General features: G+C 72.5%; 17 protein-coding genes. 6 read left to right on the top strand and 11 right to left on the bottom strand.

Annotated features, from left to right (window positions below; translation table 11 throughout):
• Nucleotides 1-25: 25 nt before the first annotated feature.
• Entirely contained in the window at nt 26-1,750 is a 1,725-nt protein-coding gene (gene treS, locus PUR61_RS31880; RefSeq protein WP_329882976.1) for a maltose alpha-D-glucosyltransferase, read from the bottom strand.
• On the bottom strand, nt 1,747-3,702 hold the full coding sequence (locus PUR61_RS31875) for an alpha-1,4-glucan--maltose-1-phosphate maltosyltransferase (RefSeq protein ID WP_329883199.1): 1,956 nt from the start codon (nt 3,700-3,702) through the stop codon (nt 1,747-1,749). The genes treS and PUR61_RS31875 overlap by 4 nt, the downstream gene beginning before the upstream one ends.
• A 1,035-nt stretch (nt 3,703-4,737) precedes the next feature.
• On the opposite strand from PUR61_RS31875, the gene glgP reads away from it, so the two are divergent.
• Nucleotides 4,738-7,512, top strand: coding sequence for an alpha-glucan family phosphorylase (glgP, locus tag PUR61_RS31870; protein ID WP_329882975.1), 2,775 nt, complete (start codon nt 4,738-4,740; stop codon nt 7,510-7,512).
• A gap of 150 nt (nt 7,513-7,662) precedes the next feature.
• On the opposite strand, the gene PUR61_RS31865 is transcribed toward glgP, so the two are convergent.
• The 4 genes from PUR61_RS31865 to glgX all read right to left on the bottom strand — a co-directional run bounded on the left by PUR61_RS31865 (nt 7,663) and on the right by glgX (nt 14,816).
• Nucleotides 7,663-8,415, bottom strand: a complete 753-nt coding sequence (locus PUR61_RS31865) for a class I SAM-dependent methyltransferase (protein ID WP_329882974.1) — start codon at nt 8,413-8,415, stop codon at nt 7,663-7,665.
• Nucleotides 8,416-8,536: 121 nt separating this feature from the next.
• Nucleotides 8,537-10,516, bottom strand: coding sequence for an ABC transporter ATP-binding protein (locus PUR61_RS31860; protein ID WP_329882973.1), 1,980 nt, complete (start codon nt 10,514-10,516; stop codon nt 8,537-8,539).
• Nucleotides 10,513-12,339 carry an ABC transporter ATP-binding protein gene (locus tag PUR61_RS31855; protein WP_329882972.1) on the bottom strand — a complete coding sequence of 609 codons (1,827 nt, stop codon included), beginning with the start codon at nt 12,337-12,339 and terminating at the stop codon, nt 10,513-10,515. Before PUR61_RS31855 ends, PUR61_RS31860 begins: the two co-directional genes overlap by 4 nt.
• 215 nt (nt 12,340-12,554) lie before the next feature.
• The gene (gene glgX, locus PUR61_RS31850; protein WP_329882971.1) at nt 12,555-14,816 is read right to left on the bottom strand and encodes a glycogen debranching protein GlgX; all 2,262 of its coding nucleotides are present in this window, start codon (nt 14,814-14,816) and stop codon (nt 12,555-12,557) included.
• Nucleotides 14,817-15,592: 776 nt separating this feature from the next.
• Here glgX and PUR61_RS31845 point away from each other — a divergent pair.
• The 4 genes from PUR61_RS31845 to PUR61_RS31830 all read left to right on the top strand — a co-directional run bounded on the left by PUR61_RS31845 (nt 15,593) and on the right by PUR61_RS31830 (nt 20,631).
• The gene (locus PUR61_RS31845; protein WP_329882970.1) at nt 15,593-16,912 is read left to right on the top strand and encodes a L,D-transpeptidase; all 1,320 of its coding nucleotides are present in this window, start codon (nt 15,593-15,595) and stop codon (nt 16,910-16,912) included.
• A gap of 244 nt (nt 16,913-17,156) precedes the next feature.
• A complete protein-coding gene (locus tag PUR61_RS31840; protein ID WP_329882969.1) occupies nt 17,157-18,446 on the top strand; it encodes a L,D-transpeptidase in 1,290 nt (429 codons plus the stop codon).
• 211 nt (nt 18,447-18,657) lie between these two features.
• Nucleotides 18,658-19,956, top strand: a complete 1,299-nt coding sequence (locus PUR61_RS31835; protein ID WP_329882968.1) for a L,D-transpeptidase — start codon at nt 18,658-18,660, stop codon at nt 19,954-19,956.
• Between the two features lie 177 nt (nt 19,957-20,133).
• Nucleotides 20,134-20,631, top strand: a complete 498-nt coding sequence (locus tag PUR61_RS31830) for an ATP-binding protein (protein WP_329882967.1) — start codon at nt 20,134-20,136, stop codon at nt 20,629-20,631.
• Nucleotides 20,632-20,987: 356 nt separating this feature from the next.
• Here the strand turns inward: PUR61_RS31830 and PUR61_RS31825 are convergent, their stop codons facing one another.
• The 3 genes from PUR61_RS31825 to PUR61_RS31815 form a co-directional block, all read right to left on the bottom strand.
• The gene (locus tag PUR61_RS31825) at nt 20,988-21,470 is read right to left on the bottom strand and encodes a hypothetical protein (RefSeq protein WP_329882966.1); all 483 of its coding nucleotides are present in this window, start codon (nt 21,468-21,470) and stop codon (nt 20,988-20,990) included.
• Nucleotides 21,470-21,886: a helix-turn-helix domain-containing protein gene (locus tag PUR61_RS31820; RefSeq protein WP_329882965.1), complete on the bottom strand. Its 417-nt coding sequence runs from the start codon at nt 21,884-21,886 to the stop codon at nt 21,470-21,472. The genes PUR61_RS31825 and PUR61_RS31820 overlap by 1 nt, the downstream gene beginning before the upstream one ends.
• Nucleotides 21,887-21,948: 62 nt before the next feature.
• Complete coding sequence (locus PUR61_RS31815; RefSeq protein WP_329882964.1) at nt 21,949-22,311, bottom strand: type II toxin-antitoxin system RelE/ParE family toxin; 363 nt, start codon at nt 22,309-22,311, stop codon at nt 21,949-21,951.
• Between the two features lie 346 nt (nt 22,312-22,657).
• On the opposite strand from PUR61_RS31815, the gene PUR61_RS31810 reads away from it, so the two are divergent.
• A complete protein-coding gene (locus tag PUR61_RS31810; protein ID WP_329882963.1) occupies nt 22,658-23,230 on the top strand; it encodes a dihydrofolate reductase family protein in 573 nt (190 codons plus the stop codon).
• Between the two features lie 43 nt (nt 23,231-23,273).
• On the opposite strand, the gene PUR61_RS31805 is transcribed toward PUR61_RS31810, so the two are convergent.
• Entirely contained in the window at nt 23,274-24,653 is a 1,380-nt protein-coding gene (locus PUR61_RS31805; protein ID WP_329882962.1) for a pyridoxal-phosphate dependent enzyme, read from the bottom strand.
• A gap of 173 nt (nt 24,654-24,826) precedes the next feature.
• On the bottom strand, nt 24,827-25,402 hold the full coding sequence (locus tag PUR61_RS31800; protein WP_329882961.1) for a DUF4240 domain-containing protein: 576 nt from the start codon (nt 25,400-25,402) through the stop codon (nt 24,827-24,829).
• Between the last annotated feature and the right edge of the window lie 146 nt (nt 25,403-25,548).

Raw genomic sequence — 25,548 nt, 5'->3', positions numbered from 1 at the left:
TGTGCTTCCGGCGGCTGCCGGATCGTTACTTCGGATGCCTGGTTCCGCTCAACCGGGGGGGCCGGCGGAGCTGGAACCAGTAGAAGCCGTGCCCGGCGAGGGTGAGCAGGTACGGCCACTCGCCGATCGAGGGGAAGCGCACTCCGCCGATCAGCTCGACCGGGTAGCGTCCTCCGAACTGCCTCAGGTCCAGTTCGGTCGGCTGTGCGAACCGCGAGAAGTTGTTCACGCACATGACCAGGTCCCCTTCGTGCTCACGGACGAAGGCCAGCACCGCGGGGTTGCTGGAGGGCAGTTCGGTGTACGTCCCGAGGCCGAAGGCCGGGTTGAGCTTGCGGATCTCGATCATGCGACGCGTCCAGTGCAGCAGTGAACTCGAACTGCTCTGCTGTGCTTCGACGTTGGTCACCTGGTAGCCGTACACCGGATCCATGATGGGCGGCAGACTGAGCCTGCCCGGGTCGGCGGACGAGAAACCCGCGTTGCGGTCCGGGGTCCACTGCATCGGGGTCCGGACGCCGTCCCGGTCGCCGAGCCAGATGTTGTCCCCCATGCCGATCTCGTCCCCGTAGTAGAGCACCGGCGAGCCGGGGAGGGAGAGCAGCAGCGCGGTGAACAGCTCGATCTGGTTGCGGTCGTTCTCCAGCAGCGGGGCGAGCCGGCGGCGGATGCCCACGTTGGCGCGCATCCGCGGGTCCTTGGCGTACTCCGCGTACATGTAGTCGCGCTCCTCGTCGGTGACCATCTCCAGGGTCAGCTCGTCGTGGTTGCGCAGGAAGATGCCCCACTGGCAGCCGCGCGGGATGCTCGGCGTCTTGGCGAGGATCTCCGAGACCGGGTACCGGGACTCCCGGCGGACCGCCATGAAGATCCGCGGCATCACCGGGAAGTGGAACGCCATGTGGCACTCGTCGCCGCCGGAGGCGAAGTCGCCGAAGTAGTCGACGACGTCCTCCGGCCACTGGTTGGCCTCGGCGAGCAGCACGGTGTCCGGGTAGTTGGCGTCGATCTCCTTGCGGACCCGCTGGAGGAACTCGTGGGTCTCCGGCAGGTTCTCGCAGTTGGTGCCCTCGCGGGCGAACAGGTACGGCACCGCGTCCAGCCGGAAGCCGTCGATGCCGAGGTCGAGCCAGAACCGGAGCCCGGCGATCATCTCGTCCTGGACGCGCGGGTTGTCGTAGTTGAGGTCCGGCTGGTGCGAGAAGAACCGGTGCCAGTAGTACTGCTTGCGCACCGGGTCGTAGGTCCAGTTGGAGGTCTCGGTGTCGACGAAGATGATCCGGGCGTCGGGGTACTGCTTGTCGTCGTCGGCCCACATGTAGAAGTCGCCGTACGGGCCGTCCGGGTCCTCCCGGGAGGCCTGGAACCACGGGTGCTGGTCGCTGGTGTGGTTCATGACGAAGTCGATGACCACGCGCATGCCGCGCAGGTGGGCGGCGTCGACGAACTCCATGAAGTCGGCGAGGTCGCCGAACTCGGGCAGGACCGACTTGTAGTCCGCCACGTCGTACCCGCCGTCGCGCAGCGGTGAGGCGAAGAACGGCGGCAGCCAGAGGCAGTCGACCCCGAGCCACTGCAGGTAGTCGAGTTTGGACGTGAGCCCCCGGAGGTCCCCGACCCCGTCGCCGTTGCTGTCCTGGAAGGACCGCACCAGCACCTCGTAGAAGACCGCACGCTTGAACCATTCCGGGTCCAGGTTCTTCTTCGAGGTCTCGGGGAAGGTGTCGGGAACGGGCTCGTTCACTGTCACGCTGGGTTCCTCCGAACCGTGAGGAGGTGAGCCGGCTCGGTTGAGGGATCGAGCCGGACGTAGTTGTGCCGGCCCCAGGTGTAGGCGGCGCCGGTGAGCTCGTCGTGGACCGCGTACGGCCCCTCCCCGTCGAGGGTGACGGTGGCCTCCTGGGCGTGGTGCGGGTCCAGGTTCACCACGGTGATGACGTGGTCGGTGAGGCCGTCGGGCGTCAGGGCGGTCTTGGAGTAGGCGAGCACCTGGTCGTTGTCGGTGGGGTGGAAGCGCAGGGAACGCAGCTGCTGGAGGGCCGGGTGACGGCGGCGCAGCCGGTTCAGGACGGTGAGCAGCGGGGCGAGGGTGTCGGTGCGGCTCCAGTCCCGGGGGCGCAGTTCGTACTTCTCCGAGTGCAGGTACTCCTCGGAGCCGGGGTGTGCCGGCTCGTTCTCGTACAGCTCGTAGCCGGCGTACACGCCGTAGCTGGGGGAGAGGGTGGCGGCCAGTACGGCGCGCACCGCGAACGCGGCCGGACCGCCGTGCTGGAGGAAGTCGTGCAGGATGTCCGGCGTGTTGGGGAAGAAGTTGGGCCGCATGTAGGCGGCCGCGTCACCGGAGAGTTCGGTGAGGTACTCGATGAGTTCCTGCTTGGTGTTGCGCCAGGTGAAGTACGTGTACGACTGGTGGAAACCGATCTTCCCCAGGGTGTGCATCATCGCGGGGCGGGTGAACGCCTCGGCCAGGAACACCACGTCCGGGTCGGTGCGGGCGATGTCGGCGAGCACCTTCTCCCAGAACGCCACCGGTTTGGTGTGCGGGTTGTCGACCCGGAAGATCCGCACGCCGTGGGCCATCCAGAACCGGAGCACCCGGATCGTCTCCTTGACGATTCCGTCCATGTCCTGGTCGAAGTTGATCGGATAAATATCCTGATACTTTTTCGGCGGGTTCTCGGCATGGGCGATGGTGCCGTCGGTGCGGTGGCTGAACCATTCCGGGTGCTTGTTCACCCACGGGTGGTCCGGCGAGCACTGCAGCGCGAAGTCCAGCGCCACCTCCAGGTGCAGCGCCGCCGCCTCGGCCACGAAGTGGTCGAAGTCCTCGATGGTGCCGAGGTCCGGGTGGACGGCGTCGTGGCCGCCCTCTGGCGAGCCGATCGCCCACGGCGAGCCGACGTCGTGCGGACCGGCCGTCAGGGTGTTGTCCGGCCCCTTGCGGAAGGCTCGTCCGATCGGGTGGACCGGCGGCAGGTAGACCACGTCGAAGCCCATCGCGGCGACCGCCGGAAGCCGCTCGGCCGCCGTCCGGAGACTGCCGGACCGCGGCGGCTCGACGCCCGACGGGTCGACCACCGCCCCCTCCGAGCGGGGGAAGAACTCGTACCAGGAGCCGAACAGCGCCCGCTCCCGGTCCACCTGGAGCGGGAGCGGGCGGGAGGCGCTCAGCAGCTCGCGCAGCGGGAACCGGGCCAGCAGCTCCTGGACGTCCGGGGCGAGCGCGGCGGCCAGCCGGGAGAGCGGCGGCAGACCCGGGTCGCGCAGCGCGTCGACCGCGGCCAGTACCTGGGCCCGACCGTCCTTCTTCGGCACCCCGGAGGCGGCCCGCTCCAGCAGCTGGGCGCCCTCCTCCAGGACCAGCGCGGTGTCGATCCCGGCCGGCAGCTTGATCGACGCCGTCCGGCGCCAGGTGGCGACCGGGTCGGACCACGCCTCCACCAGGTACGACCAGCGGCCCGGCGCGGTCGGGGTGACGTGCGCGCCCCAGCGGTCGGTGCCCTCGGCCAGCTCGCGCATCGGCGTCCACGGGCCGCTGCGGCCGCGCGGGTCGCGCAGGACCACGTTGGCGTTGACCGCGTCGTGGCCCTCGCGGAAGACGGTCGCGGTGACCAGGAAGGTCTCGCCGGCCACCGCCTTGGCCGGGCGGCGGCCGGCGTCTACGAGGGGGCTGACGTCCAGGACGGGGATGCGGCCGATCACGGTGTCGCTCTCTGTCGTCTTGCGGGCGGCGGGCTTGCGGGCGGCGGGTTTGCTCGTGACGGGTTTGCCGGCGGCGGGCTTGCGTGTCGCGGCGCCGCGGCCGACCGGCTCGGTGCCGGTCCCGGCCTTCGCGGTGGCGGGCTCGGCGGCGGTCGCGCTGCGCCGTGTGGTGGTGGTGCGCTTGCGCGGTGCCGCAGGTCGGCTCTCCTCGGCCCCGGGTTGTCGGGCCGGTTCGTCCGCTCGCTCCGTACGGATAGCCCCGGCTCCCCGGGGACCCGGCATCGACGCGTCTGTCCGGATGTCAGAATCCATCCGTCCGGCCGATTCCGCGACCGCTGCGTCGGGGCTGTCGGCCACCGGTGTGGACTGGTCCCGCGTGTCGCCGTGCATGCCAAACTCCTGCCCGAGATCGGCGGCAGCTCCCGCGGGCCGGCGGGGCCAGGGGAGTACCGGGAGGACTGCTGGGTGGGGAGGACGTGCGACCGGAAGCCTGCCCGCGCCGCCGTCCCCGGCAACCTGCCCCGCTCCCGCCGAGCCCGTGGCGGGACCCCCGAGAGCCCGCGCGCGTCCCGGCGCACGCCTCTCGGGGCACACCCCTGGGTGACCCAACCCACCCGTGAACGAGCAGGCCGAGTCCGAGGACACGCGTCGGTGCGCGGTGAGCGCCGAATGGACCAAGGAAGAAGGGGAACGGTCAACGCGAAAAGGATTCGGACGTGCTGCTTCTCGGGGGAGCGCCACCCGTCTCCGCACACCCCGAAGCATCAACGACCTTGGCTCATCGTCGCATCGGCGACACGACTTTCGCAGCGGTATGACAGTAGTTTCGGGCGTGATCGGGGTCGGAACCGTCACCGGAAAAGGATCTTTTCCGCCGTGTTCACGTATTGGTGGCGCGGCTCCCGGAAAAGTGCGCCTCGTGCGCCCCCCGTGCAGCCCAATGCGCCGAATGCGATCTCATCAATAGGCCGAACGGAGGTCGAATAGACCAACTGACGCACCATCATGCCAGTGGCCGCGGCTACGCTTCACGCCGTGAAGGCAATCCGCAGATTCACCGTCCGCACCGTCCTGCCCGAACAACTCCAGCCGTTGCACGAGCTGGCCCTCAACCTGCGCTGGTCCTGGCACCCCGAGACCAGGGACCTCTTCCGGTCCGTGGACCCGGAGGTCTGGGCCGCGACCGGCGAGGACCCGGTGCGACTGCTCGGGGAGGTCCCGGCCGCCCGGCTCGCCGCGCTCGCCACCGACCGGCGCTTCCTGCGCAGACTCGGAGACCTCGCCGACGACCTCCGGGAGTACCTGGCCGGCCCGCGCTGGTACCAGTCGGCCGGGCAGGCGGCCGACGTCCCGCTGCCCGCCGCCGTCGCCTACTTCTCGCCCGAGTACGGCATCGCCGCCGCGCTGCCCCAGTACTCCGGCGGCCTCGGCATCCTCGCCGGGGACCACCTCAAGGCCGCGAGCGACCTCGGCGTCCCGATCATCGGCGTCGGGCTCTTCTACCGGCACGGCTACTTCCGGCAGTCCCTCGACCGGGACGGCTGGCAGCAGGAGCGCTACCCGCTGCTCGACCCGGACGAGCTGGCCGTCACCCTGCTCCGCGAGACCGACGGCACCCCCTGCCGGATCGACCTCGCGCTGCCCGGCGGCCGCACCCTGGCCGCGCACGTCTGGAAGGCCCAGGTCGGGCGCGTCCCGCTACTGCTGCTCGACTCCGACATCGAGGCCAACTCGCCCGCCGAGCGCGACGTCACCGACCGCCTCTACGGCGGCGGGAGCGAGCACCGGCTCCTTCAGGAGATGCTGCTCGGGATCGGCGGTGTCCGCGCCGTCCGCGCCTACGGCAGGCTCACCGGCCACCCCGCCCCCGAGGTCTTCCACACCAATGAGGGCCATGCCGGCTTCCTCGGCGTCGAGCGGATCCGCGAGCTCGTCGCCGACGCCGGACTCGACTTCGCAGCGGCCCTGGAATCGGTCCGGGCCGGCACCCTCTTCACCACCCACACGCCCGTCCCGGCCGGCATCGACCGGTTCGACCGCGACCTGGTCGCCCGGCACTTCGGCGGCGACACCGCCCTGCCCGGCGTCCCGGTCGAGCAGGTCCTCGCACTCGGCGCCGAGAGCTGGCGCGGCGGCGACCCCAAGCTGTTCAACATGGCTGCCATGGGTCTGCGGCTCGCCCAGCGCGCCAACGGCGTCTCCACCCTGCACGGCGAGGTCAGCCGGTCCATGTTCAGCGGCCTCTGGCCAGGGTTCGACACCGCCGACGTCCCGATCACCTCCGTCACCAACGGCGTCCACGCGGCGACCTGGATCGACCCGGCGGTGGTCCGGCTCGGCGCCGCCGAGATCGGCGCCGACCGCGCCGAGGCGGCCATGACCACCGGCGACACCCAGCGCTGGACCGGCCTGGAGCGGATCGGCAACACCGAGATCTGGGAGCTGCGCCGCACCCTGCGCGCCCAGCTGGTCGACGAGGCCCGCCGCCGGCTGCGCGCCTCCTGGCGCCAGCGCGGCGCCGGTGAGGCCGAACTCGGCTGGGTCGCCTCGGTGCTCGACCCGGACGTCCTCACCATCGGGTTCGCCCGCCGGGTGCCCTCGTACAAGCGGCTCACCCTGATGCTCCGCGACCCGGAGCGCCTGCGCGCCCTGCTGCTGCACCCGACCCGACCGGTCCAGATCGTGGTCGCAGGCAAGGCCCACCCGGCCGACGACGGCGGCAAGCGGCTGATCCAGCAGATGGTGGCCTTCGCCGACGACCCGGCCGTCCGGCACCGGATCGTCTTCCTGCCCGACTACGACATGGCGATGGCCCGGCACCTCTACCCGGGCTGCGACGTCTGGCTCAACAACCCGCTCCGCCCGCTGGAGGCCTGCGGCACCTCGGGGATGAAGGCGGCGCTCAACGGCTGCCTCAACCTGTCCGTGCTGGACGGCTGGTGGGACGAGTGGTTCGACGGCCAGAACGGCTGGGCGATCCCCACGGCCGACACCGGCGACGGGGTGCTCGACCCGGAGAGCCGGGAGGCCGAGCGGCGGGACGACATCGAGGCCGCCGCGCTGTACGACCTGATCGAGGAGCAGGTGGCCGCCCGCTTCTACGACCGGGGCGGCGACGGGCTGCCGCACCGGTGGATCGCGATGGTCCGGCACACCCTGGTGACCCTCGGTCCCAAGGTGCTGGCCGGCCGGATGGTCCGCGAGTACGTGGAGCGGCTCTACGCCCCGGCGGCGGTCGCCCAGCGCGAGCTGGCGGCGGCCGGCCCGGCCGTCGGGACGGCAGGGGTCGTCGGGGCGGCCGGGGTCGTCGGGACGGCGGCGGAGGCGGGTGTCGTCGGTGAAGCGGGGGGCTTGGAGACCGGGCCGACCGCCGTCCCGCACGCCGGAGCGCGTGAACTGGCCGCCTGGAAGGCCAGGGTCCGGGAGGGCTGGCCGGCCGTCCGGGTGGAGCACGTCGAGGCGGACTGCCCGGACGAGGCGCAGGAACTGGGGAGTTCGCTGGCGTTGCGGGTGCAGGTCGCGCTCGGTCCGCTGGAACCCGCGGACGTCGAGGTGCAGGCCGTCTCCGGCCGGGTCGACGAGTCGGACCGGATCTCGGACGGCTGCCTGCTCGCCCTCAAACCGGTCGGCGGGCCCGACCTCGACGGGCGGACGAGGTACGAGGGTTCCCTGGAGCTCTGCCGCACCGGTCCGTTCGGCTACACCGTCCGGGTGCTGCCGGCCCATCCGAGGCTGGCCTCGCCGGCCGAGCTGGGACTGGTCGCGCTGCCCCCGGAGGCGTCCGGGATGGACGCCGGGCTGCTGCGCTGAACCCGCCGGCGGGGCGGGGAGCCGGGCGGTCCGGTCCCCGCCCCGTCGGGTGTCGCGCGCCGCCCCGCCGCACCGTCCGCGGTGGCTCACCGCCGGGCCGGGGGCCGTGGCCGACGGCCCCCGGTGGCCGGGGACCCGCCGTTCGCGGCGTCAGCGGACCGCCGCGACCAGGGCGTCACTGACGGAGCGCCACGCCACCCCGGCCTCGCGGAACCCGGCCTCGACCAGCCGCCCGGTGTGCCAGTCGGCCGGATGCGACGCGCCGTCGGCGTGCGACCCGTACATCGCGTTCCGCGCGGCCACCTGCTCGGCGAGCAGCGGGTCGGCCGCGGCGGCGATCCACCAGCCCTCCCAGTCGAGGACGCCCTCGGCCGTCTCGCGCTCCTGGCGCCGGTGCCGGAGGGCCGCGTCGGCGGCGCTGAGCAGCGGGATCGACGCCTCGGGGGTGTGGTCGGCGTTGAGGAAGACGCCGCCGGGCCGGACCAGCCCGGCGAGATCGCCGTAGAGCCGGACCAGGTCGTCGGTGGGCAGCCAGTGCAGGGCGGTCGCGGTCACCACGGCGTCGAACGACCCGGGCGGCAGGGCCCGGGCCCACTCCGGGTCCTTGAGGTCGGCGGTCATGAGGGTGAACCGCCGGTCGTCGCCGAGGACACCGCGGGCGATGGTCATCAGCGCCGGGTCCTGGTCGACGCCGACGCTGACGGCGCCGGGCAGCCGGGCGAACAGCCGCTCGGTGATGCTGCCGGTCCCGCAGGCGAGGTCGAGGACGCGGGGCTCGGGCCCGGTCACCGCCTCGACGACGTCGAGCATCACCCGGAACCGCTCCTCGCGGTCGGGCAGGTACCACTCCTGCTGGCGGTCCCAGCTGCGCTGCCACTGCTCCCAGTGCTGTCGGTCGACCATGGTCGCTCCTTCGGTCCCGAACACGGATCGGTAAGGCCCGGAAACGACTCTAGACCCTTTCGGTAATGGATGAAAGGGTCCAGAGTCTCTTACGGGCTTTGAAGGGGGCGGCAGGTCGGAGTCAGACCAGGCTGTCCCGCCAGGCCTGGTGGAGCTCCGCGAAGCGGCCGGCGCCGTCGATCAGTTCGCGCGGCGTGCCGTCCTCGACGATCCGGCCCTGATCCATCACCAGGACCCGGTCGGCGATCTCCACGGTGGAGAGGCGGTGCGCGATGATCACGGCCGTCCGGCCCGCCAGCACGGTGCGCATCGCCCGCTGCACCGCCTGCTCGCCCGGCACGTCCAGCGAACTGGTCGCCTCGTCCAGGATCAGCACCGCCGGGTCGGCGAGCAGGGCGCGGGCGAAGGCGACCAGCTGGCGCTGGCCGGCCGAGATCCGCCCGCCGCGCTTGCGCACGTCGGTGTCGTAGCCGTCCGGCAGCTCGGCGATGAAGGCGTGCGCGCCGATCGCCCGGGCGGCCTCCTCGACCTCGTCCCGGGTGGCGCCGGGCCGGCCGATCGCGATGTTCTCCGCGACCGTGCCGGAGAACAGGAAGGACTCCTGGGTCACCATCACCACCCCGCGCCGCAGCTCGGGGCCGGCCAGGTCGCGCAGGTCCACCCCGTCCAGGGTGATCCGGCCTTCGGTCGGGTCGTAGAACCGCGCGAGCAGTTTGGCCACCGTCGACTTGCCGGCCCCGGTCGCGCCGACCACGGCGACGGTCCGGCCGGCGGGCAGCACCAGGTCGAAGGGCGGCAGCACCTCCTTGCCGGTGCGGTACGCGAACCGGGTCTTCTCGAAGCGCACCTCGCGGCCCAGGGAGGACGTCGCGGGCAGCTCCTTCGGCTCGGCCGGCTCCGCGACGGTCGGCTCGTGGGCCAGCAGTCCGGCGATCTTCTCCAGCGCGGCGGCGGCCGACTGGTAGCTGTTCAGGAACATCGCCAGCTGGTCGATCGGGTCGTACAGCCGGCGCAGGTAGATCACGAACGCGGTCAGCACGCCCAGCGCCACACTGCCGTCGGTCACCAGGTAGGCGCCGAGCAGCACCGTCCCGGCGGTCCAGACGTTGGCGGTACCGCGGGAGAGGCCGACGTACCGGGCGATCTCCAGGAGGCCGTCCGCGGTGGCGGTCGCCGACTGGCGGTTCACCACGCCGAAGGCGGCGTCGTTGGCCCGCTCGCGGCGGAACGCCTTCACCGGGCGGATGCCGTTCATCGTCTCGGTGAAGCGGACGATCAGTGAGGCCGCCGAGGTGCGCGAGCGGCGGTAGACCCGGCGCGAACGGCGCCGGAACGACCGGGCGACCAGCCAGAGCGGCAGGAACGAGGCCAGCGTGACCAGGCCGAGCCGCCAGTCGAGCACCAGCAGGATGACCGAGATCGAGCAGACCGAGAGGAAGACGGTGAGCAGCTCCTGGAGCCCCTCGGAGAGCAGCTCGCGCAGCGCGTCCACGTCGCTGGTGGCCCGGGAGATGATCCGCCCCGAGGTGTAGCGCTCGTGGAAGTCGAGGCTGAGCCGCTGGGCGTGCCGGAAGATCCGGCCGCGCAGCTCCAGCAGGATGTCCTGGTTGACCCGGGCGCTGATCTTGATGAACGTCCACTGGAGCACGGTGCCCAGGAGCGCGCAGCCCAGGTACGCGCCGATCACCGCGATCAGCGGTCCGGCGTCGTCGTCGCGCAGCGCGGGGATGCCGCGGTCCATCGCGACCGCGACGAGCAGCGGTCCGGCCTGGAGGGCGGCCTGCTGGAGCAGGATCACCGCCATGGCGGCGACGACCCGGCCCCGGTGCGGGCCGAGCAGCGAGCGGAGCAGCACCCCGGGCGCGCCCGGCGGGACGGGGATGTCCTCCTCGTCGGCCGGTGGGGGCGGCAGCTCCTCCTCGTCGCCCGGGGCGCCCGGACCGGCGGACTTCGTGCCGGCGGACTTCACGTCCACCGACTTCGCGTCCACCGACGTCCTGCCGTGGGCCTCGGCGTCGGTCGGGTTCGGGTCGGCGGCCTTCGGATCGGCCGTCCCGGTGTCGCCCGCCTTCCGGCCGGCGGGTTCGACGGTGGTGGTCATCGGGCGGTGCTCCCCTCGGGGACGAGGGCGGCCTCGCCCGACATCAGTTCGCGGTAGTGCGGGGAGCCGTGCAGCAGCTCCTGGTGGGTGCCGACCGCCTCGATCCGGCCGTCGACGAGCACCGCCACCCGGTCGGCGAGCATGACGGTGCTCGGCCTGTGGGCGACCACCAGGGCGGTCGCGGAGCCGAGGACCTGGCGCAGCGCGCGTTCGACCAGCGCCTCGGTGTGCACGTCCAACGCGGAGAGCGGGTCGTCCAGGACGAGGAAGGCCGGATCGCCGACCACCGCGCGGGCCAGGGCGAGCCGCTGGCGCTGGCCGCCGGAGAGGCTCAGGCCCTGCTCGCCGACCTCGGTGCCGACGCCCTCCGGCAGCTTCTCGACGAAGCCGGCCTGGGCGGTGGCGAGCGCGGCGTGCAGCCGGTCGTCCCCGGCGCCCGGAGCACCCATCAGCACGTTCTCCCGGACGGTGGCGGAGAACAGGGTGGGTTCCTCGAAGGCCACCGCGACCAGCTCGCGCAGCCGGGTCCGGTCGAGCTCGCGGATGTCCCGGCCGTCCAGGGTGATGGTGCCGCCGGTGGCCTCGTACAGCCGGGGGAGGAGGGCGGTGAGCGTGGTCTTCCCGCTGCCGGTGGCGCCGACCAGGGCCATCGTCTCGCCGCTGCGGATGTGCAGGTCGATGCCGCGGAGCAGGTCGGGGGTGTCGGCGGGGGCGTCGGGGTAGCGGAAGCGGACGCCGGTGAGCCGGATGCCGTCGAGTCCGGCGGCCGTGGCGGTGGCCGTGGTGGCTGCGGCGAGGTCGGCCCCGGGGGCGCCGGCCTCGGTCTCGGGTTCGTCCATGACCTCGAAGAACCGGTCGGTGGCGGTCGCGGCCTCGTTGGCGTACGCGAGCAGCCAGCCCAGCGACTCGACCGGCCAGCGCAGCGCGAGCGCGGTCGAGAGGAAGGCGACCAGGGTGCCGGCGCTCAGCTCGTCGTGGGCGACGAGGTAGGCGCCGGCGGCGAGGGCGCAGCCGAGGGCCAGCTCGGGCAGCCCGACGATGAGCGCCCAGAGGTTGGCGAGCAGTCCGGCCTTCTTCAGCTCGGTGCGGCGCAGGTCCCGCGAGTGGTCGCGGAAGCGCTCGGCCATCGAGCGGTGGCGGCCGAAGGCCTTGAGGATGCGGATGCCGAGGACGGACTCCTCGACGACGGTCGCGAGGTCGCCGTTCTGGTCCTGCGCTAGGCGGGCGGCACCGGAGTAGCCGGACTCGAAGCGGCGGGTGAGCAGGAACAGCGGCACCACGGGGACGAGCGCGATCAGGGCGAGTCGCCAGTCCTGGGTGAACATCAGGCCGGTGCCGGCGAGGAAGGTGACCGAGTTGACGATCAGGAAGACCAGTGGGAACGCCAGGAACAGCCGCATGGTGTACATGTCGGAGGTGGCGCGGGAGAGCAGCTGGCCGGAGCCCCAGCGGTCGTGGAAGGAGACCGGCAGCCGCTGGAGCTTGGCGAAGAGGTCGCCGCGCATCGCCGTCTCCACCCTGGACAGCGGTCTGGCCAGTACCACCCGGCGGGTGTAGAAGAGGGCCGCTTCGGCGAGGCCCAGCACGAGCAGCAGGCCGACCAGCGGCCAGAGCCCGCCGAGGTCGTGCTCGGCGATCGGCCCGTCGACGATCCGTCCGAGCACGATCGGGACGAGGAGCACGCTGAACGCGGCGAGCAGTGCGGCACTGACCGAGATGGCCAGCCGGGCGCGGATCGGGCGGACGTAGGGCCACAGGCGCAGCAGTGAGCGCACCGTCGACCGGTGGGCGGGCGCGGAGTCGGGAGTCTGGTTCTCGGCCATCGCCGTGAGGGTAGGCCGGGTGGCCGTCATTTCTCATCCGGTTTTTCGGACCTGTCGTCGAATACCGGCCACGGACCCGGCGGCGGCGGTGTTCCGGCCGTGGTGCTCCGGCGGCTCCGGTGACGGGGTGACGGGTGACCCTCGGTGGGCCTCCCCGGCCCTCCCTGGCCCTCCCCGGCTCTCCGTGGCCTCCGGGGGCGGCGGGGCGTCCGGGGTCAGGCGCCGGCGGACGGCCCGGACGGACGGCCGCCTCCGTCCGGTGTCCGCAACAGCCGCAGCGAGCGCCCGGCCAGGACGACCGCGTCCTGCGGGAGGTGCGTGCCGGTGTCGTCCGCCGCCGTCTCCACGACCGTCTCGTACCGTGCGCCGGGCGCCGCCCAGGGCTCCCCGGGCAGGGTGAAGGTGACCGGTTCGGGCCCGGAGTTGAGCAGCAGGAGGAAGCTGTCGTCGCGCAGGGGCCGGCCGTACCGGTCCCGCTCGGACATCGCCGCGCCCGAGAGCAGCATGCCCAGACCGGCGGTCGGGGTGAACCAGTCGGCCTCGGTCATCTCCTTGCCGAGCGCGGTGAACCAGGCCAGGTCCGGCTGGCCGCCGGGGGCGGGGGCGCGGCCGGAGAAGAACGCCCGCTGCCGCAGCACCGGGTGGGCGCGCCGCAGCCGGACGAGGCGCGCGGTGAACTCGTACAGCCCGCGCCAGGCCGGGTCGGCCAGCAGCGACCAGTCCACCCAGCCGACCTCGTTGTCCTGGCAGTAGGCGTTGTTGTTGCCTCCCTGGGTGCGGCCGAACTCGTCGCCGGCGGTGAGCATCGGGACGCCGGCCGAGAGCAGGAGGGTGGCCGTCAGGTTGCGCAGCTGGCGTTGCCGCAGGGAGTTGACGGCCGGGTCGGCGGTCTCGCCCTCGGCGCCGTGGTTCCAGGACCGGTTGTCGTCGGTGCCGTCCCGGTTGGCCTCGCCGTTGGCCTCGTTGTGCTTGCGGTCGTACGAGACGAGGTCGCGCAGGGTGAAGCCGTCGTGGGCCGTCACGAAGTTGACCGAGGCGTAGGGCCGCCGCCCGCCGCGCTGGTAGAGGTCGGAGGAGCCGGTGAGCCGGTAGCCCAGCTCCCGGACGTCCGGGCGGGCGCCGCGCCAGAAGTCCCGCACGGTGTCCCGGTAGCGGTCGTTCCACTCGGCCCACAGCGGCGGGAAACCGCCGACCTGGTAGCCGCCGGGGCCGACGTCCCAGGGCTCGGCGATCAGCTTCACCCGGCTCAGGACCGGGTCCTGGGCGACGGCGGCGAGGAAGGGGTGGTCCATGTCGACGGCGTCGCCGCCCCGGGCCAGCGCGGCCGCCAGGTCGAATCGGAAGCCGTCCACGCCCATCTCGGTGACCCAGTACCGCAGCGAGTCGGTGATCAGCCGGATCACCTGCGGTCGGCGGGTGTCCAGGGTGTTCCCGCAGCCGGTGTAGTCGGCGTAGCCGCGCGGGCGGTTGGGCGGCAGGCGGTAGTAGCCCGAGTTGTCGATCCCGCGCAGCGAGAGCGAGGGGCCGAGCTCGGCGCCCTCCGCGGTGTGGTTGTAGACCACGTCGAGGATCACCTCGATCCCGGCCGCGTGCAGCGCGCGCACCATCCGTTTGAACTCGCCCACCTGGCCGCCGCGCGAGCCTGCGGCGGAGTAGCCGGCGTGCGGGGCGAAGTAGGCGGCGGTGTTGTAGCCCCAGTAGTTCACCAGCCCGCGGGCCTGGAGGTGGTCCTCGCTGACGTGCTGGTGGACGGGCAGCAGTTCGACCGCGGTGACGCCCAGGCCGGTAAGGTGGGCGACGGCGGCAGGGTGCGCCAGACCGGCGTAGGTGCCGCGCAGTTCGGGCGGGACCCCGGGGTGGCGGAGGGTGAAGCCCCGCACGTGCACCTCGTAGAGGACGGTCTCGGCCCACGGGGTCTTCGGGCGGTGGTCGTCGTACCAGTCGTCGTCGTCCTGGACCACGACGGATCTGGGCACGTACGGGGCCGAGTCGCGGTTGTCCCGGACGGTGTCGGCGACCTCCGCCTCGGGCCAGCCGCGGGCGGCGGCGCAGGCCGCGTCGTGGGAGGTGTAACAGCCGTCGACCGCGCGGGCGTACGGGTCGAGCAGCAGCTTGGCCGGATTCCAGCGGGCGCCGGTCCACGGGTCCCAGCGGCCGTGCACGCGGAAGCCGTACCGGGTGCCGGGGAGCACGCCCGGGACGAAGCCGTGCCAGACCTGGAAGTCCTGCTCGGTGAGCCGGTGCCGGGTCTCCCGGTCGTCCTCGTCGAAGAGGCAGAGCTCCACGGCCTCGGCGCCGGCCGCCCAGAGCGCGAAGTTGGTGCCGCGGAGGCCGTCCGGCTCGGTGCGGAACCGGGCGCCGAGCGGTTGCCAGCTGCCCGGCCACGGCGGCCCGTCGCCGTGCGCCGCGCCGTGTGCCGCTCCGCGCGCCGTGCCGTGTGCGCGCGCCGCGGTTTCCAGCTCCTGCCCTGACGCCATGGCGGTGCCCTCCCTGGCCGGGGTGTCCCGTACCCCGTGAGGGGTCTCTTTCCCTGATCGCACCGGGTGGATGCGGCTGAACGGTTTCTTACCGGCGGATGGCGGGCGGGCGCACGGAAAGCCGGCGGGTCCGACGTCCCCCGCAGCAGCCACCCACGTCGGCCGCCTCCGCGGTGCGAGCGGACCGGCCGACCCGCCGTGACCGGCGGGCGGGGACCGGTGGGAAGGGGCACGGCCCGCGTCCACGAGCCCTGCGCGCGTATCCGTCGGGACCCCTCTCGGAGGCCGCCCGGTCCTCGTCGAGGAGGACGGGTTCGAGCACGCGAAGATCGGCGTCGAACGCCGCGTCCTCGAAGAGGAGGAGGCGTAGGAGCCGGAGCACGGAATCCCGGCATCCGCCCACGACAGCGGACCGGGAAGTCGGCGAGGCCGACTTTCCGTGGGGGAAGCGGGTCGGCCCTCACCGGGAGGCGCGGGGAGGAGGCAGACACGTCGGTCGTTCCACATGCCCGGCGTCAAGGCTCGGGGTGCTCTCGGCCACCGGGGTGGGATTCTCCGGCGTGTCCGCGTGTCCCGCCGGGATTGCCCTCGTTGTGGGAGGTATCGGACGGAAACGGCGGGAGGCCCCGGGTATGCGGCCCCGAGGACTGATGTGGGCGCGGCGGGCGGCGGCGTCGTGGTGCTGCCTGGTCGTGCTGGCCGGTTGCTCGGGCGGCGGTGCACCGAGGACCCCGAGCGGCGACGCCGCCCCGCCGGGCGCGGGGGGTCCGCCGCCCGTGTCCCGCGCGGTGATCACCGCGCTGCCCGCCGACAACGCCCAGAACGTCCCGCCGGAGGGCCCGGCCCGGGTGACCGTCGCCCAGGGCCGACTGGTCTCCGTCCGGCTGGCGGACACCCGGGGCAACGAGGTGGCGGGCGCGATCGCCGAGGACGGCACGAGCTGGGCGCCGTCCGGCCCGCTCCCGCTGGCCACCGCCTTCACCCTGGACGCGGTGGCCGAGGACGACCAGGGCCAGAAGGCCGCCCAGCACTCCGACTTCTCGACGATGGCCCGGGCGCACACCTTCGTGGCGTTCTTCACGCCCGAGGACGGTTCGACGGTGGGCGTCGGCATGCCGGTCTCGCTGCGGTTCAGCAGGACGATCACCGACCGGGCGGCGGTGGAGCGCGCGGTGGTGGTGACCGCGGACCCGCCGGTGGAGGTGGCCGCGCACTGGTTCGGCGGCCAGCGCCTGGACTTCCGGCCCAAGGCCTACTGGGCGGCGGGGACCAGGGTGTCGGTGGCGCTGCGGTTGAAGGACGTGCAGGGCGCGCCGGGCGAGTTCGGCACCCAGACGAAGGACGTCCGGTTCACGATCGGCCGGGCGCAGGTCTCCACCGTGGACCTGGACGCCCACACCCTCACCGTCCGGGCCGGCCAGGGCGGCAAGGTGGTGCGCACGCTCAAGGTGTCCGGCGGCGACGCCAAGCACACGACCTACCGGGGCGTGCTGGTGGTGTCGGAGAAGTACCGGGTGACGAGGATGAACTCGCAGACGGTCGGGATGGGCGACGAGTACGACATCAAGGACGTGCCGCACGCGATGCGGCTGACCAACTCGGGCACGTTCGTGCACGGCAACTACTGGGCGAACCCGGGGGTGTTCGGTACCGCGAACACCAGCCACGGCTGTATCGGGCTGGCGGACGTGAAGGGCGGCGCCAGCAAGGAGAGCCCGGCGGGCTGGCTGTTCGAGCACACCGTCCCGGGGGACGTGCTGGAGGTGAAGGCATCGACGGGGGACACCGTCCCGCCGAGCAACGGACTGAACGGCTGGAACCTGCCCTGGGCGCAGTGGGTGGCGGGAAGCGCCCTCCAGTTCTCCGCGAGCCCCTCCGGTGCCGCGGCCGCCCCTTCCGCCGGGCCGTCCCCTGTCGCGGGCGTGCCGACCGGTGCGGCCGGGGTGACCGGTGCGCCGACCGGCCCGTCGTCGGCCCCGGCGGCCGGTCCGTCCGTGAGCCCGTCCGTGAGCCCCTTCGCGTCTCCCGCCGCGAGCCGTCCGGCGAGCCGGTCCGCGGGGCCCTCGCTGTCCGGGGCGCCGGTCACCGACCCGTAGGTCACGGACCCGCGGGCCGTCGGGCCGAAGGCCGTCGACGGCGCCCGGCCACGTGTGGCGATCCCGTGCAGGGGATCTTCACCCGCATTCACCCGTATTCACCGGGATCCTCCCCGGGGTTCACCCGTTCGGCCGAGCTATCCTGCTTGCCGCGCCGAAGCCCGGCGCGGAAGATCACCGGTCCGGTGCAACCCACCCGGGCGGAAGCGCGTCCATCAGGGTGGACACCGGGAGGGGAGAAACCGTGAAGCCGGTTAGGGCGGCCGACGCCGCGATACGTACCACCACCAGCCGCCGTCTGCGTCGCAGTGCGGTGGCGCTGGCGATGGGCGGGGTGCTGCTGCTCACTGCGGCCTGCAACGACGACAAGAGCGGCGGTGACAAGGCGACCGGGGGAGGCGACGCTGCCGCGACGGCCGGCGCCGACGGCGGGGCCGGCGGCAACGGCGGGACGCCGTCGCCCGCGCAGACCTCGACGGCGCCGAAGACCTCGACGGCGGTGCTGACCGTCGAGCCCAAGGACGGCGCCCAGGACGTCGCGCCGACCAACGCGCTCCAGGTGTCGGTGGCCAACGGCAAGCTCACCACGGTCGAGGTGACCGACAAGGAGGGCAAGCCCGTCGCGGGCGCCATCACCCCGGACGGCCTGGGCTGGAAGCCGGCCGGCGCGCTGGCCGTCGGCATGGCGTACAAGGTGAACGCGCAGGCCGCGGACGCCGAGGGCCTGGTGGCCGCGTCCACCACCTCGTTCACCACACTGACGCCGGACAAGAAGGTCTCCACCAACGACAACATCGCCGACAACGCCACCTACGGCGTCGGCATGATCGTCTCGGTGGTCTTCAACAAGGACATCAAGAACAAGGCCGAGGTCCTCAAGGGCATCTCCTTCGAGACCAACAACGGCACCGAGGTGAAGGGCCACTGGTTCGGCAACCGCCGGGTGGACTTCCGCCCCGAGAAGTACTGGACGCCGGGCACCAAGGTGACCATCAAGTACCGGCTGAAGAACGTCGAGGTGGCCCCCGGCGTCTACGGCGACGTCGAGAAGGACGAGCCCTTCGTCATCGGCCGCGCGCAGGTCTCCGTGGCGGACTCGGCCTCGCACCAGATGACGGTGACCCGGGACGGCGTGAGCCACACCGTGCCGGTGACCCTCGGGGACGAGAAGAACCCGTCCTGGAACGGCACCATGGTGGTCTCCAGCAAGGAGAAGGTCACCCGGATGAACTCGCAGACCGTCGGTCTCGGCGGCGAGTACGACATCCCGGACGTGCCGCACGCGATGCGGCTGACCACCTCCGGCACCTTCGTGCACGGCAACTACTGGGCCAACCCGTTCGGGAAGAGCAACGCCAGTCACGGCTGCATCTCGATGCAGGACGAGAAGGGCGGCAGCGACACCTCGGTGGCCGGCAAGTTCTTCAACGACTCGATCATCGGTGACGTCATCACCGTGAAGAACTCCAAGGAGAAGACCGTCGCCCCCGACAACGGGCTGAGCGGCTGGAACATCCTCTGGCCCAACTGGTAGCTCCTACCCGCCGGTAGACTGGTGCAGTCCCGGTTCGGCAACCGACCGGCCCGATCCTCACTCGTTGGGGTCGGGCCGGTCGTGTTTTCCGGGCCGATCGCCCCCCGAACGGCGCAACCTTTCCGGTGGCTGCCGCGTGTATCTGTCGGGTCCCCCGACACCCCGGCACCGGGGCGGGGTCGCGCGCGCGGGACCGAGGGAGGGAGCGACGGTGAGGTCGATACGCAGGATGGTGGCCGCCGGTCTGGTCGGCGGTGCGCTGGTGCTGACCAGCGCCTGTGGCGGCGGTGGGGGGGACGGGAGCGCGGCCAGGGCCGAGCTGGGTGTCGGCGGGGCCGCGGGGGCCTCGTCGGCGGCGGCTCCGGCCTCGGGCGGTCCGGACGCCGGGGCCGCCCCGGCGGGCACGGGGACGCCGGGTGCGGCTGCGCCGGGCACCGGGACGCCGAGCGCCACGCCGAAGGTCTCGCAGGCGGTGGTGGACGTCCAGCCGAAGAGCGGGTCCGTGGACGTCGCCCCGGACGGCGCGCTCAAGGTCGCGGTGGCCGGCGGGAGGCTCACCACCGTGAAGGTGAACGACCGGGCCGGCAAGGAGGTGGCCGGTGTCATCGCCGCCGACGGGTCGAGCTGGAGCCCGTCCGGTCCGCTGGCGGTCGGCACCGCGTACCAGGTCAGCGCGCTCGCGGTGGACGCCGGCGGCGTGGTCGCGTCGGCGGACAGCAGCTTCAGCACGTTGACGCCGGAGCGCGAGGCGAAGGCCGGCGACAACATCGTCGACGACGCCACCTACGGCGTCGGCATGATCGTCTCGGTGACCTTCGACAAGGACGTCAAGAACAAGGAGGCGGTCGCGAAGGGCATCACCTTCAAGACCGACAACGGCACCGTGGTGAAGGGCCACTGGTTCGGCAACCGCCGGCTGGACTTCCGTCCGGAGAAGTACTGGACGCCGGGGACCAAGGTCACGGTCCAGTACCGGCTGAAGAGCGTGGAGATCGCCGCGGGCGTCTACGGGGGTGTCGACCGGGACGAGCCCTTCACTATCGGGCGATCCCGCGTCTCGACGGTTGACGCCAAGTCCCACCGGATGACGGTGGTCCAGGACGGCCAGAGCTCGGTCGTCGACATCACCTCCGGCTCGCCCGAGCACCCGACCTGGAACGGCACCATGGTCGTCATGTCGAAGGAGGGCGTGGTGCGGATGCAGTCCAGCAGCATGCCCGGTATGACCGGCGACCCCTACGACCTGCAGGTGCCGCACTCCATGCGGCTCACCGACTCCGGTACGTACGTGCACGGGAACTACTGGAGCAACGCCTTCGGCGCCGACAACGTCAGCCACGGTTGCGTGGGCCTGAAGGACGTCAAGGGCGGCGGTGCGGGCACCTCGGCGGGCACGTTCTACGACGGCTCGCTGATCGGGGACGTCGTGTCGGTGAAGAATTCCTCGCGCGGTCAGGTCGCCCCGGACAATGGCCTCAGCGGCTGGAACCTGGACTGGAGTGCCTGGTAGGAGGCGGTACGCGGCAACCCGGGCTTGACGTCCGCCGGACCCGGGTTGCTCGCGGCATATGCCCGGCGGGTAGTGATCGTTTGGTCATTGTCCGTACGCGGCCGCTTGCGTTCCGCAATGATGGACCGCATGGCGGGTTGGGGCGAAACAGATCAGTCATCACTTCTCGCGTCCAGCTTGATTGCTGACGCGTCGTGGGCGTGCTTCCAGGACGCGCTGGCGGCCCTGGAGCGGCTCAGCTCGGAGGAGCTGGAGCGGATGTACGTCGGCAGGCTGTGCGACCAGTCGGCGTCCGGCGAGGTGCGGTTGCCTTCCCGGCCGGAGTCCGGCCCGGTGGCGCGCCGGCTGGTGCTCTCGGTGCTGGAGACCTGGGAGCTGCACCAGCAGCTGGAGGTCGGCGAGTTACTGACCAGCGAGCTGGTGGCCAACGCGGTGCGGCATGCCGCCGGGCGCACCATCGGACTCCAGGTGTCGCGGAAACCCGGCTGGCTCCGGGTCGAGGTGCGGGACTCGTCGCGGGCGCTGCCGTGCATGATCCTGGCCGAGCCGCTGCCGATCAACGAGCGCGGGCGCGGACTCAAGGTGGTCGACGACCTGGCGGACCGCTGGGGCGCCGACCTGATGCCGCGCGGCAAGGGCGTCTGGTTCGAGCTGAAGGTGCGCGAGCGGCACTGAGGGCCGCGGTCTGAACGGACCGGGGGCTCGAACGGCCCCGGCGGCTCGAACGGGCCCGGGAAACACGCAGGGCCCCCGATTCACCGTGGTCCGGTGGCTGGGGGCCCGTGCAGGTCATCGCGCCGGCCAAGGGGGTGCGTGCCGCGCGATGGGCGACGGCTGCGCCAGGTCGGGCCAGCCGTGGTCTCGGTGTGCCCGCGGCGGGTTGTCGTCGCCCGCCGTCGGACATGTCGACTATCGCACGGATCTCAGCATGTGGGCAAACCGAGTGGCTTCGATTGCAAGGTTTGTAACTTAGTTCACCTTGGGAATTTGCATAGGTTCACGCTGGCGCCTGAGATTATTCACGATCGGAGCTATTCACGGCCGGAATGACCCGTGTGTGCGGCGTGTGCGGGATGTGCCGACGGCCACGTGCTGCGCACCGAGAGCAGCGGGGTGTCGATTCCCAGCTTGGCGGCCGTGCTGTGCACCGACTCCCGGAGGTACGGGTAGAGCACCGTCACGCCGATCTGGTCGACGAACCACTGCTGCGCCTCGGCCCCCAGCTCGAACGGCCCGCCGAGCGAGAACGCCGCCACCGCGTCGACGACGAAGTCCGCCTGGGCGGCGGCCAGCTCCAGCCGGCAGCGCACCTCCAGGGTGGCGCCGTCGTCGCCCTGCCGGAGCCAGACCGACAGCGCGGTGCGCAGCTCTTCCTCCGGCCGGGGCTCCGGCCGGTCGAACAGCCGCCTCCCGCCCACCTCCAGGAAGACGACGTCGTCCAGCTGGGCGGCCTCGGCGAGCTCCTGGAAGCTCCCGAACCGCCGGACCGGGCGGCGGGCGGCGGGCGGCGTCATCAGACGGTCACCGACCGGGCGTCGCCGTCCGTCCAGACCGTCGTCCGGGGCCGTCGAGCGCCCTCGCGGGTCGCCACCCGGACCTGCACCCGCACCTCGACGGGCGCGGGCGTCCAGACCGGCGTCAGGTCGGCGGAGGTGTGGTCGACCAGCGTGTGGAGCCGGGCGCCGACGGCCCGGGCGTAGCGCTGGAGCGTCGAGTAGCGGGCGTCGCCGCCGGCGCGCTCGAACTCGGAGACCGTCGACTGGGAGGTGCCCATCAGCTCCGCCACGTCGCGCTGGGTCAGCCCGCACTTCCGGCGGGCCACCACCAGGGTCTCGATCAGCTCGGCGTAGGCCGTCGCGTCGTCCAGTGCGGCTGCGGTGCGGGGATCGTCCGGGTCGATGCCGAGAAGATCATGCAGTGTCGATGCCATGGCCGCCTCCCCTCCGAGTGCTCCCACAGTATCGCCCAAAACCGATACCGAGAACCGGGAACTCATCCGTTCGGTGACCTCCGCCGCCACTCCCGGAGCCGTTTCGAGGCGGTGCCGCGCTCGTTCGACGGGGTCTTCTGGGACTTCTTCTGGAAGAACGACAGGGCGAGCAGGACGAGGCCCCCCGACTCCTCCGCGTAGAGCAGGCGGAAGGTGCGGTGGTCGCCGGTGAGGCGCACCTCCAGCAGGTCGTCGCCCAGGTCCTTGACGTCGCCCGGCAGCGTCTGCCGCTCCTTGACGCGGTTCAGCAGGACGAACAGCCGGGCGCGCTCGTGCGGGGCGAGATCGGCCTTCTGCAGTTCCTTCTGCACCGGCGCCGATCCGTCGACGCCTTGGTAGAACGCCCAGTCCCGTGCCGTCGACACCCCGCCCCACCCCCTCCGTCCGCCCTTCCGGGCAGTCTAGGCGGCGGGCCGATCAACGTCTGTGCGCCGGTTCCCGGTTGAGGGCGGCCCGGACGCGCCCGGACGAGCCCGGACGCGCCCGGACGCGCCCGGCATGCCGGGACGGGCGGACCGCCCGGCGCCGGTCCGCGAATCCGGCGAAGGCTCCCGGCGAAGGCTCCCGGCGAAGAAACACCGTGCGGACCGATGACTTCGTCCCTGATCGGCAGTCATAGATCATGACCGGTAAGCCGGCGGCCGCCGACGCCGTCGGGGCGCACCGGTCGGACATGCCGGGAAGCGGACACGAGTCACCGAGGACGTTCAGATGCGAACCCTGATCAGCACCGCCTTCATCTCGCTCGACGGCGTCGTCGAGGCTCCGGGCGGCGAGCCCGGATACCGGAACTCCGGCTGGACCTTCAAGGACGTCGAGTTCCTCCCCGAGGCATTCGAGATCAAGGGCCGGGAGCAGCAGGAGGCCGCCGCGATGCTGCTGGGCCGGACCAGCTACGAGGCGTTCAGCGCGGTGTGGCCGGACATGGCGGACTTCGCCGAGTACAAGGTGATGCCGAAGTACGTCGTCTCGACCACGCTCACCGAGGACGGCCTGGTCACCGGCTGGGGCGAGACCACGATCCTGCGCTCGGTCGACGACGTGGCCGCGCTCAAGGAGACCGAGGGCGGACCGATCATCATCCACGGCAGTGCCTCCCTGACCCGGAGCCTCTCCGACGCCGGTCTGATCGACCGCTACCACCTGCTGGTCTTCCCGCTCCTGCTCGGCGCCGGGAAGCGGCTGTTCAGCGCCACCGACAAGGACGTCCAGAAGCTGAAGCTGGTCGAGCACGAGGCCTACCCCAACGGCCTGCAGAAGAACGTGTTCGACGTCGTCCGCTGACCGGGGACCCGGCCGCGACCGGGCGGTCCGCGCCGGGCCCGTCCTATCCGCTGCCGAGGGCCGACCTCGGCAGCACCCCGGCCGCCCGGCCGTCCACCAGGACCAGCACGCCCGGATGCGCCTCCCCCAGCGCCGCGCGGGCCTCGGCCGCCGACTGCCCGACGCCCACCGTCGGCAGCGCCGGCCCGATCAGTGCGCCCAAGGGGGCGTCCGGCTTGGCGGTGCCGTCCGCGAGCGCCGCCGCCAGCACCTCCCGGGACACCGAGCCGACCACCTCCATCACGCTCACCCCGTACGGGCGCGTCGCCCGTGCCAGGACGGCCGGGGCCACGCCGTCCGGTACCGCGCGCAGCGCCCGCGTCGCCTCGCCGACCGTCGCCGCGGCGTCGACCGTGACCAGCGGCCCGGCACCGGCCAGGAGCGGCCGCAGGCCGTCCGGCTCCTCCAGGAAGCCCCACTCCCGCATCCACGCGTCGCTGTGCACCTTGGACAGGTACGAGCGGCCCGAGTCCGGCAGCAGCACCACGACCAGGTCGTCCGGGCCCAGCCGCCGTGCCACCCGCAGGGCCGCCGCCACCGCCGTGCCGGACGACGGTCCGGCCAGGATGCCCTCCTCGCGGGCGAGTCTGCGCACCGTCAGCAGCGACTCGCGGTCCGGGATGCGTTCGAAGGAGTCCGCGACGTCCGGCCGGTAGGCCGCCGGCCAGCGGTCCTCGGCGGTGGCGGGGTGGACGAAGTGGCCGATGCTCTCGACGAAGTACGGGCTGCCGTCCCCGCCTCCGTAGACCGAGGACTCGGGGTCGGCGCCGACGACGGTCACCGCGCCGCCCGAGACCTCCTTGAGGTACTCCCCGGTACCGGTGATGGTGCCGCCGGTGCCGACCCCCGCGACGAAGTGGGTCACCCGGCCGCCGGTCTGCTCCCAGACCTCCGGCCCGGTGGTCCGCACATGGGCGTCGGGATTCGCCGGGTTGTCGTACTGGTTGGCGAACCAGGCTCCGGGAATCTCCTCGGCGAGCCGCCGGACGACGTTGAACAGGTGCGCCGGGTCCTCCAGCGGCAGGACGGTCGGCGCGAGCACCACCTCCGCGCCGTACGCCCGCAGGATGTCCGACTTCTCCGGCGCGGCCTTGTCGGCCACCCCCACGATCACCCGGTACCCGCGCTGTTGCCCGATGAGCGCCAGGCCGATGCCGGTGTTGCCGGAGGTCGCCTCGACGATCGTCCCGCCGGGCTTCAACAGGCCCTCCCGCTCGGCGGCCAGCACCATGGACAGCGCGGCGCGGTCCTTGACGCTGCCGCCGATGCCGAGGAACTCGACCTTCGCGTAGACCGGCGCGGCGAGTCCGGCGCCGAGTCGGGCGAGACGGATCAGCGGTGTCCCGCCGATCGCGTCGAGTACGGATTCGTGCACTGCGGCCATCGCCGGCTCCTCAGCTCGTTCTGCGACCGTCGTCGACCCGACGTCCGACCGAGCCTGCCCAGCCCCGCGCACCGTTAGGCCGCTTCCCGGCGATCGTTCGGTCGCCGCAGGGAACGGCCGGTGGGCGGGCGGTGCCAGGCGGACGGCGGACGGCGGCGGTCCGAGGGCGGACCCTAGGCCAGGAACAGTGCGGCCAGGCCGGGGAGCCTGCGGCCGACCTCGTCCCCGTCGTCGAAGTCGAACCCCTCGCCCATGTCGGGTGCGGTGCGCCCGGAGGGCGGTCCGCCGGCGGTCAGCGCGTCCCAGTCCTCCTCGCCGGGGGTCCGCTCGAACGCGCGGTGCGCCGCGTAGTTGGCCTCCTCGTCGAAGAGCAGCTCCTCCAGCTCCTCCGGGTCGCTGCCGCGCGCCACCGGGTGCCCGGCGAGGCTGTCGGGGGAGGCGAGCACGCGCTCGTACCAGTCCCGGCCGAGCGAGATCACCCCGGCGCGGAAGTCCGTGAACGCGTCGTCGGAGCAGCCGCCGCCGATGACGTAGGCCGCGCCCCACACGTCCCACCGGTACAGCGCCCCGTGCAGCTCGCCGAACCGCCGCTCGAACGCGGCGATCTCCGGGCGGGGCCGGGAGGCGAGCAGCGCGGCGAGCCGGCCGGCGAACGGCCGCTCCGCCGAGGCCCGGGCGGCGGCGGTCTCGACGATCGCCCAGAAGTCGTCGAGCGGCATGGCGGGGAGCAGGCGTGCACCGGTGGTCATGGCGGCACTCAACCAGGGAGGTCCGACAGTCACGGACGGAGCGGAGGGGCTGACGGAGCGGAGAGGGTGGACGGAGCGGAGGGGGCTGACGGAGCGGAGGGGGAGCGGGGACGGGGGTGGCAGGCCGGTCCCGTCCGGTGCCCTGC

Origin of the sequence: Streptomyces sp. BE20 (genome assembly GCF_036322525.1) — a bacterium.
GTDB lineage: Bacteria > Actinomycetota > Actinomycetes > Streptomycetales > Streptomycetaceae > Kitasatospora.
The sequence above is the reverse complement of the archived record's forward strand: the minus strand, read 5'-3'. Positions and strand labels throughout refer to the sequence as shown.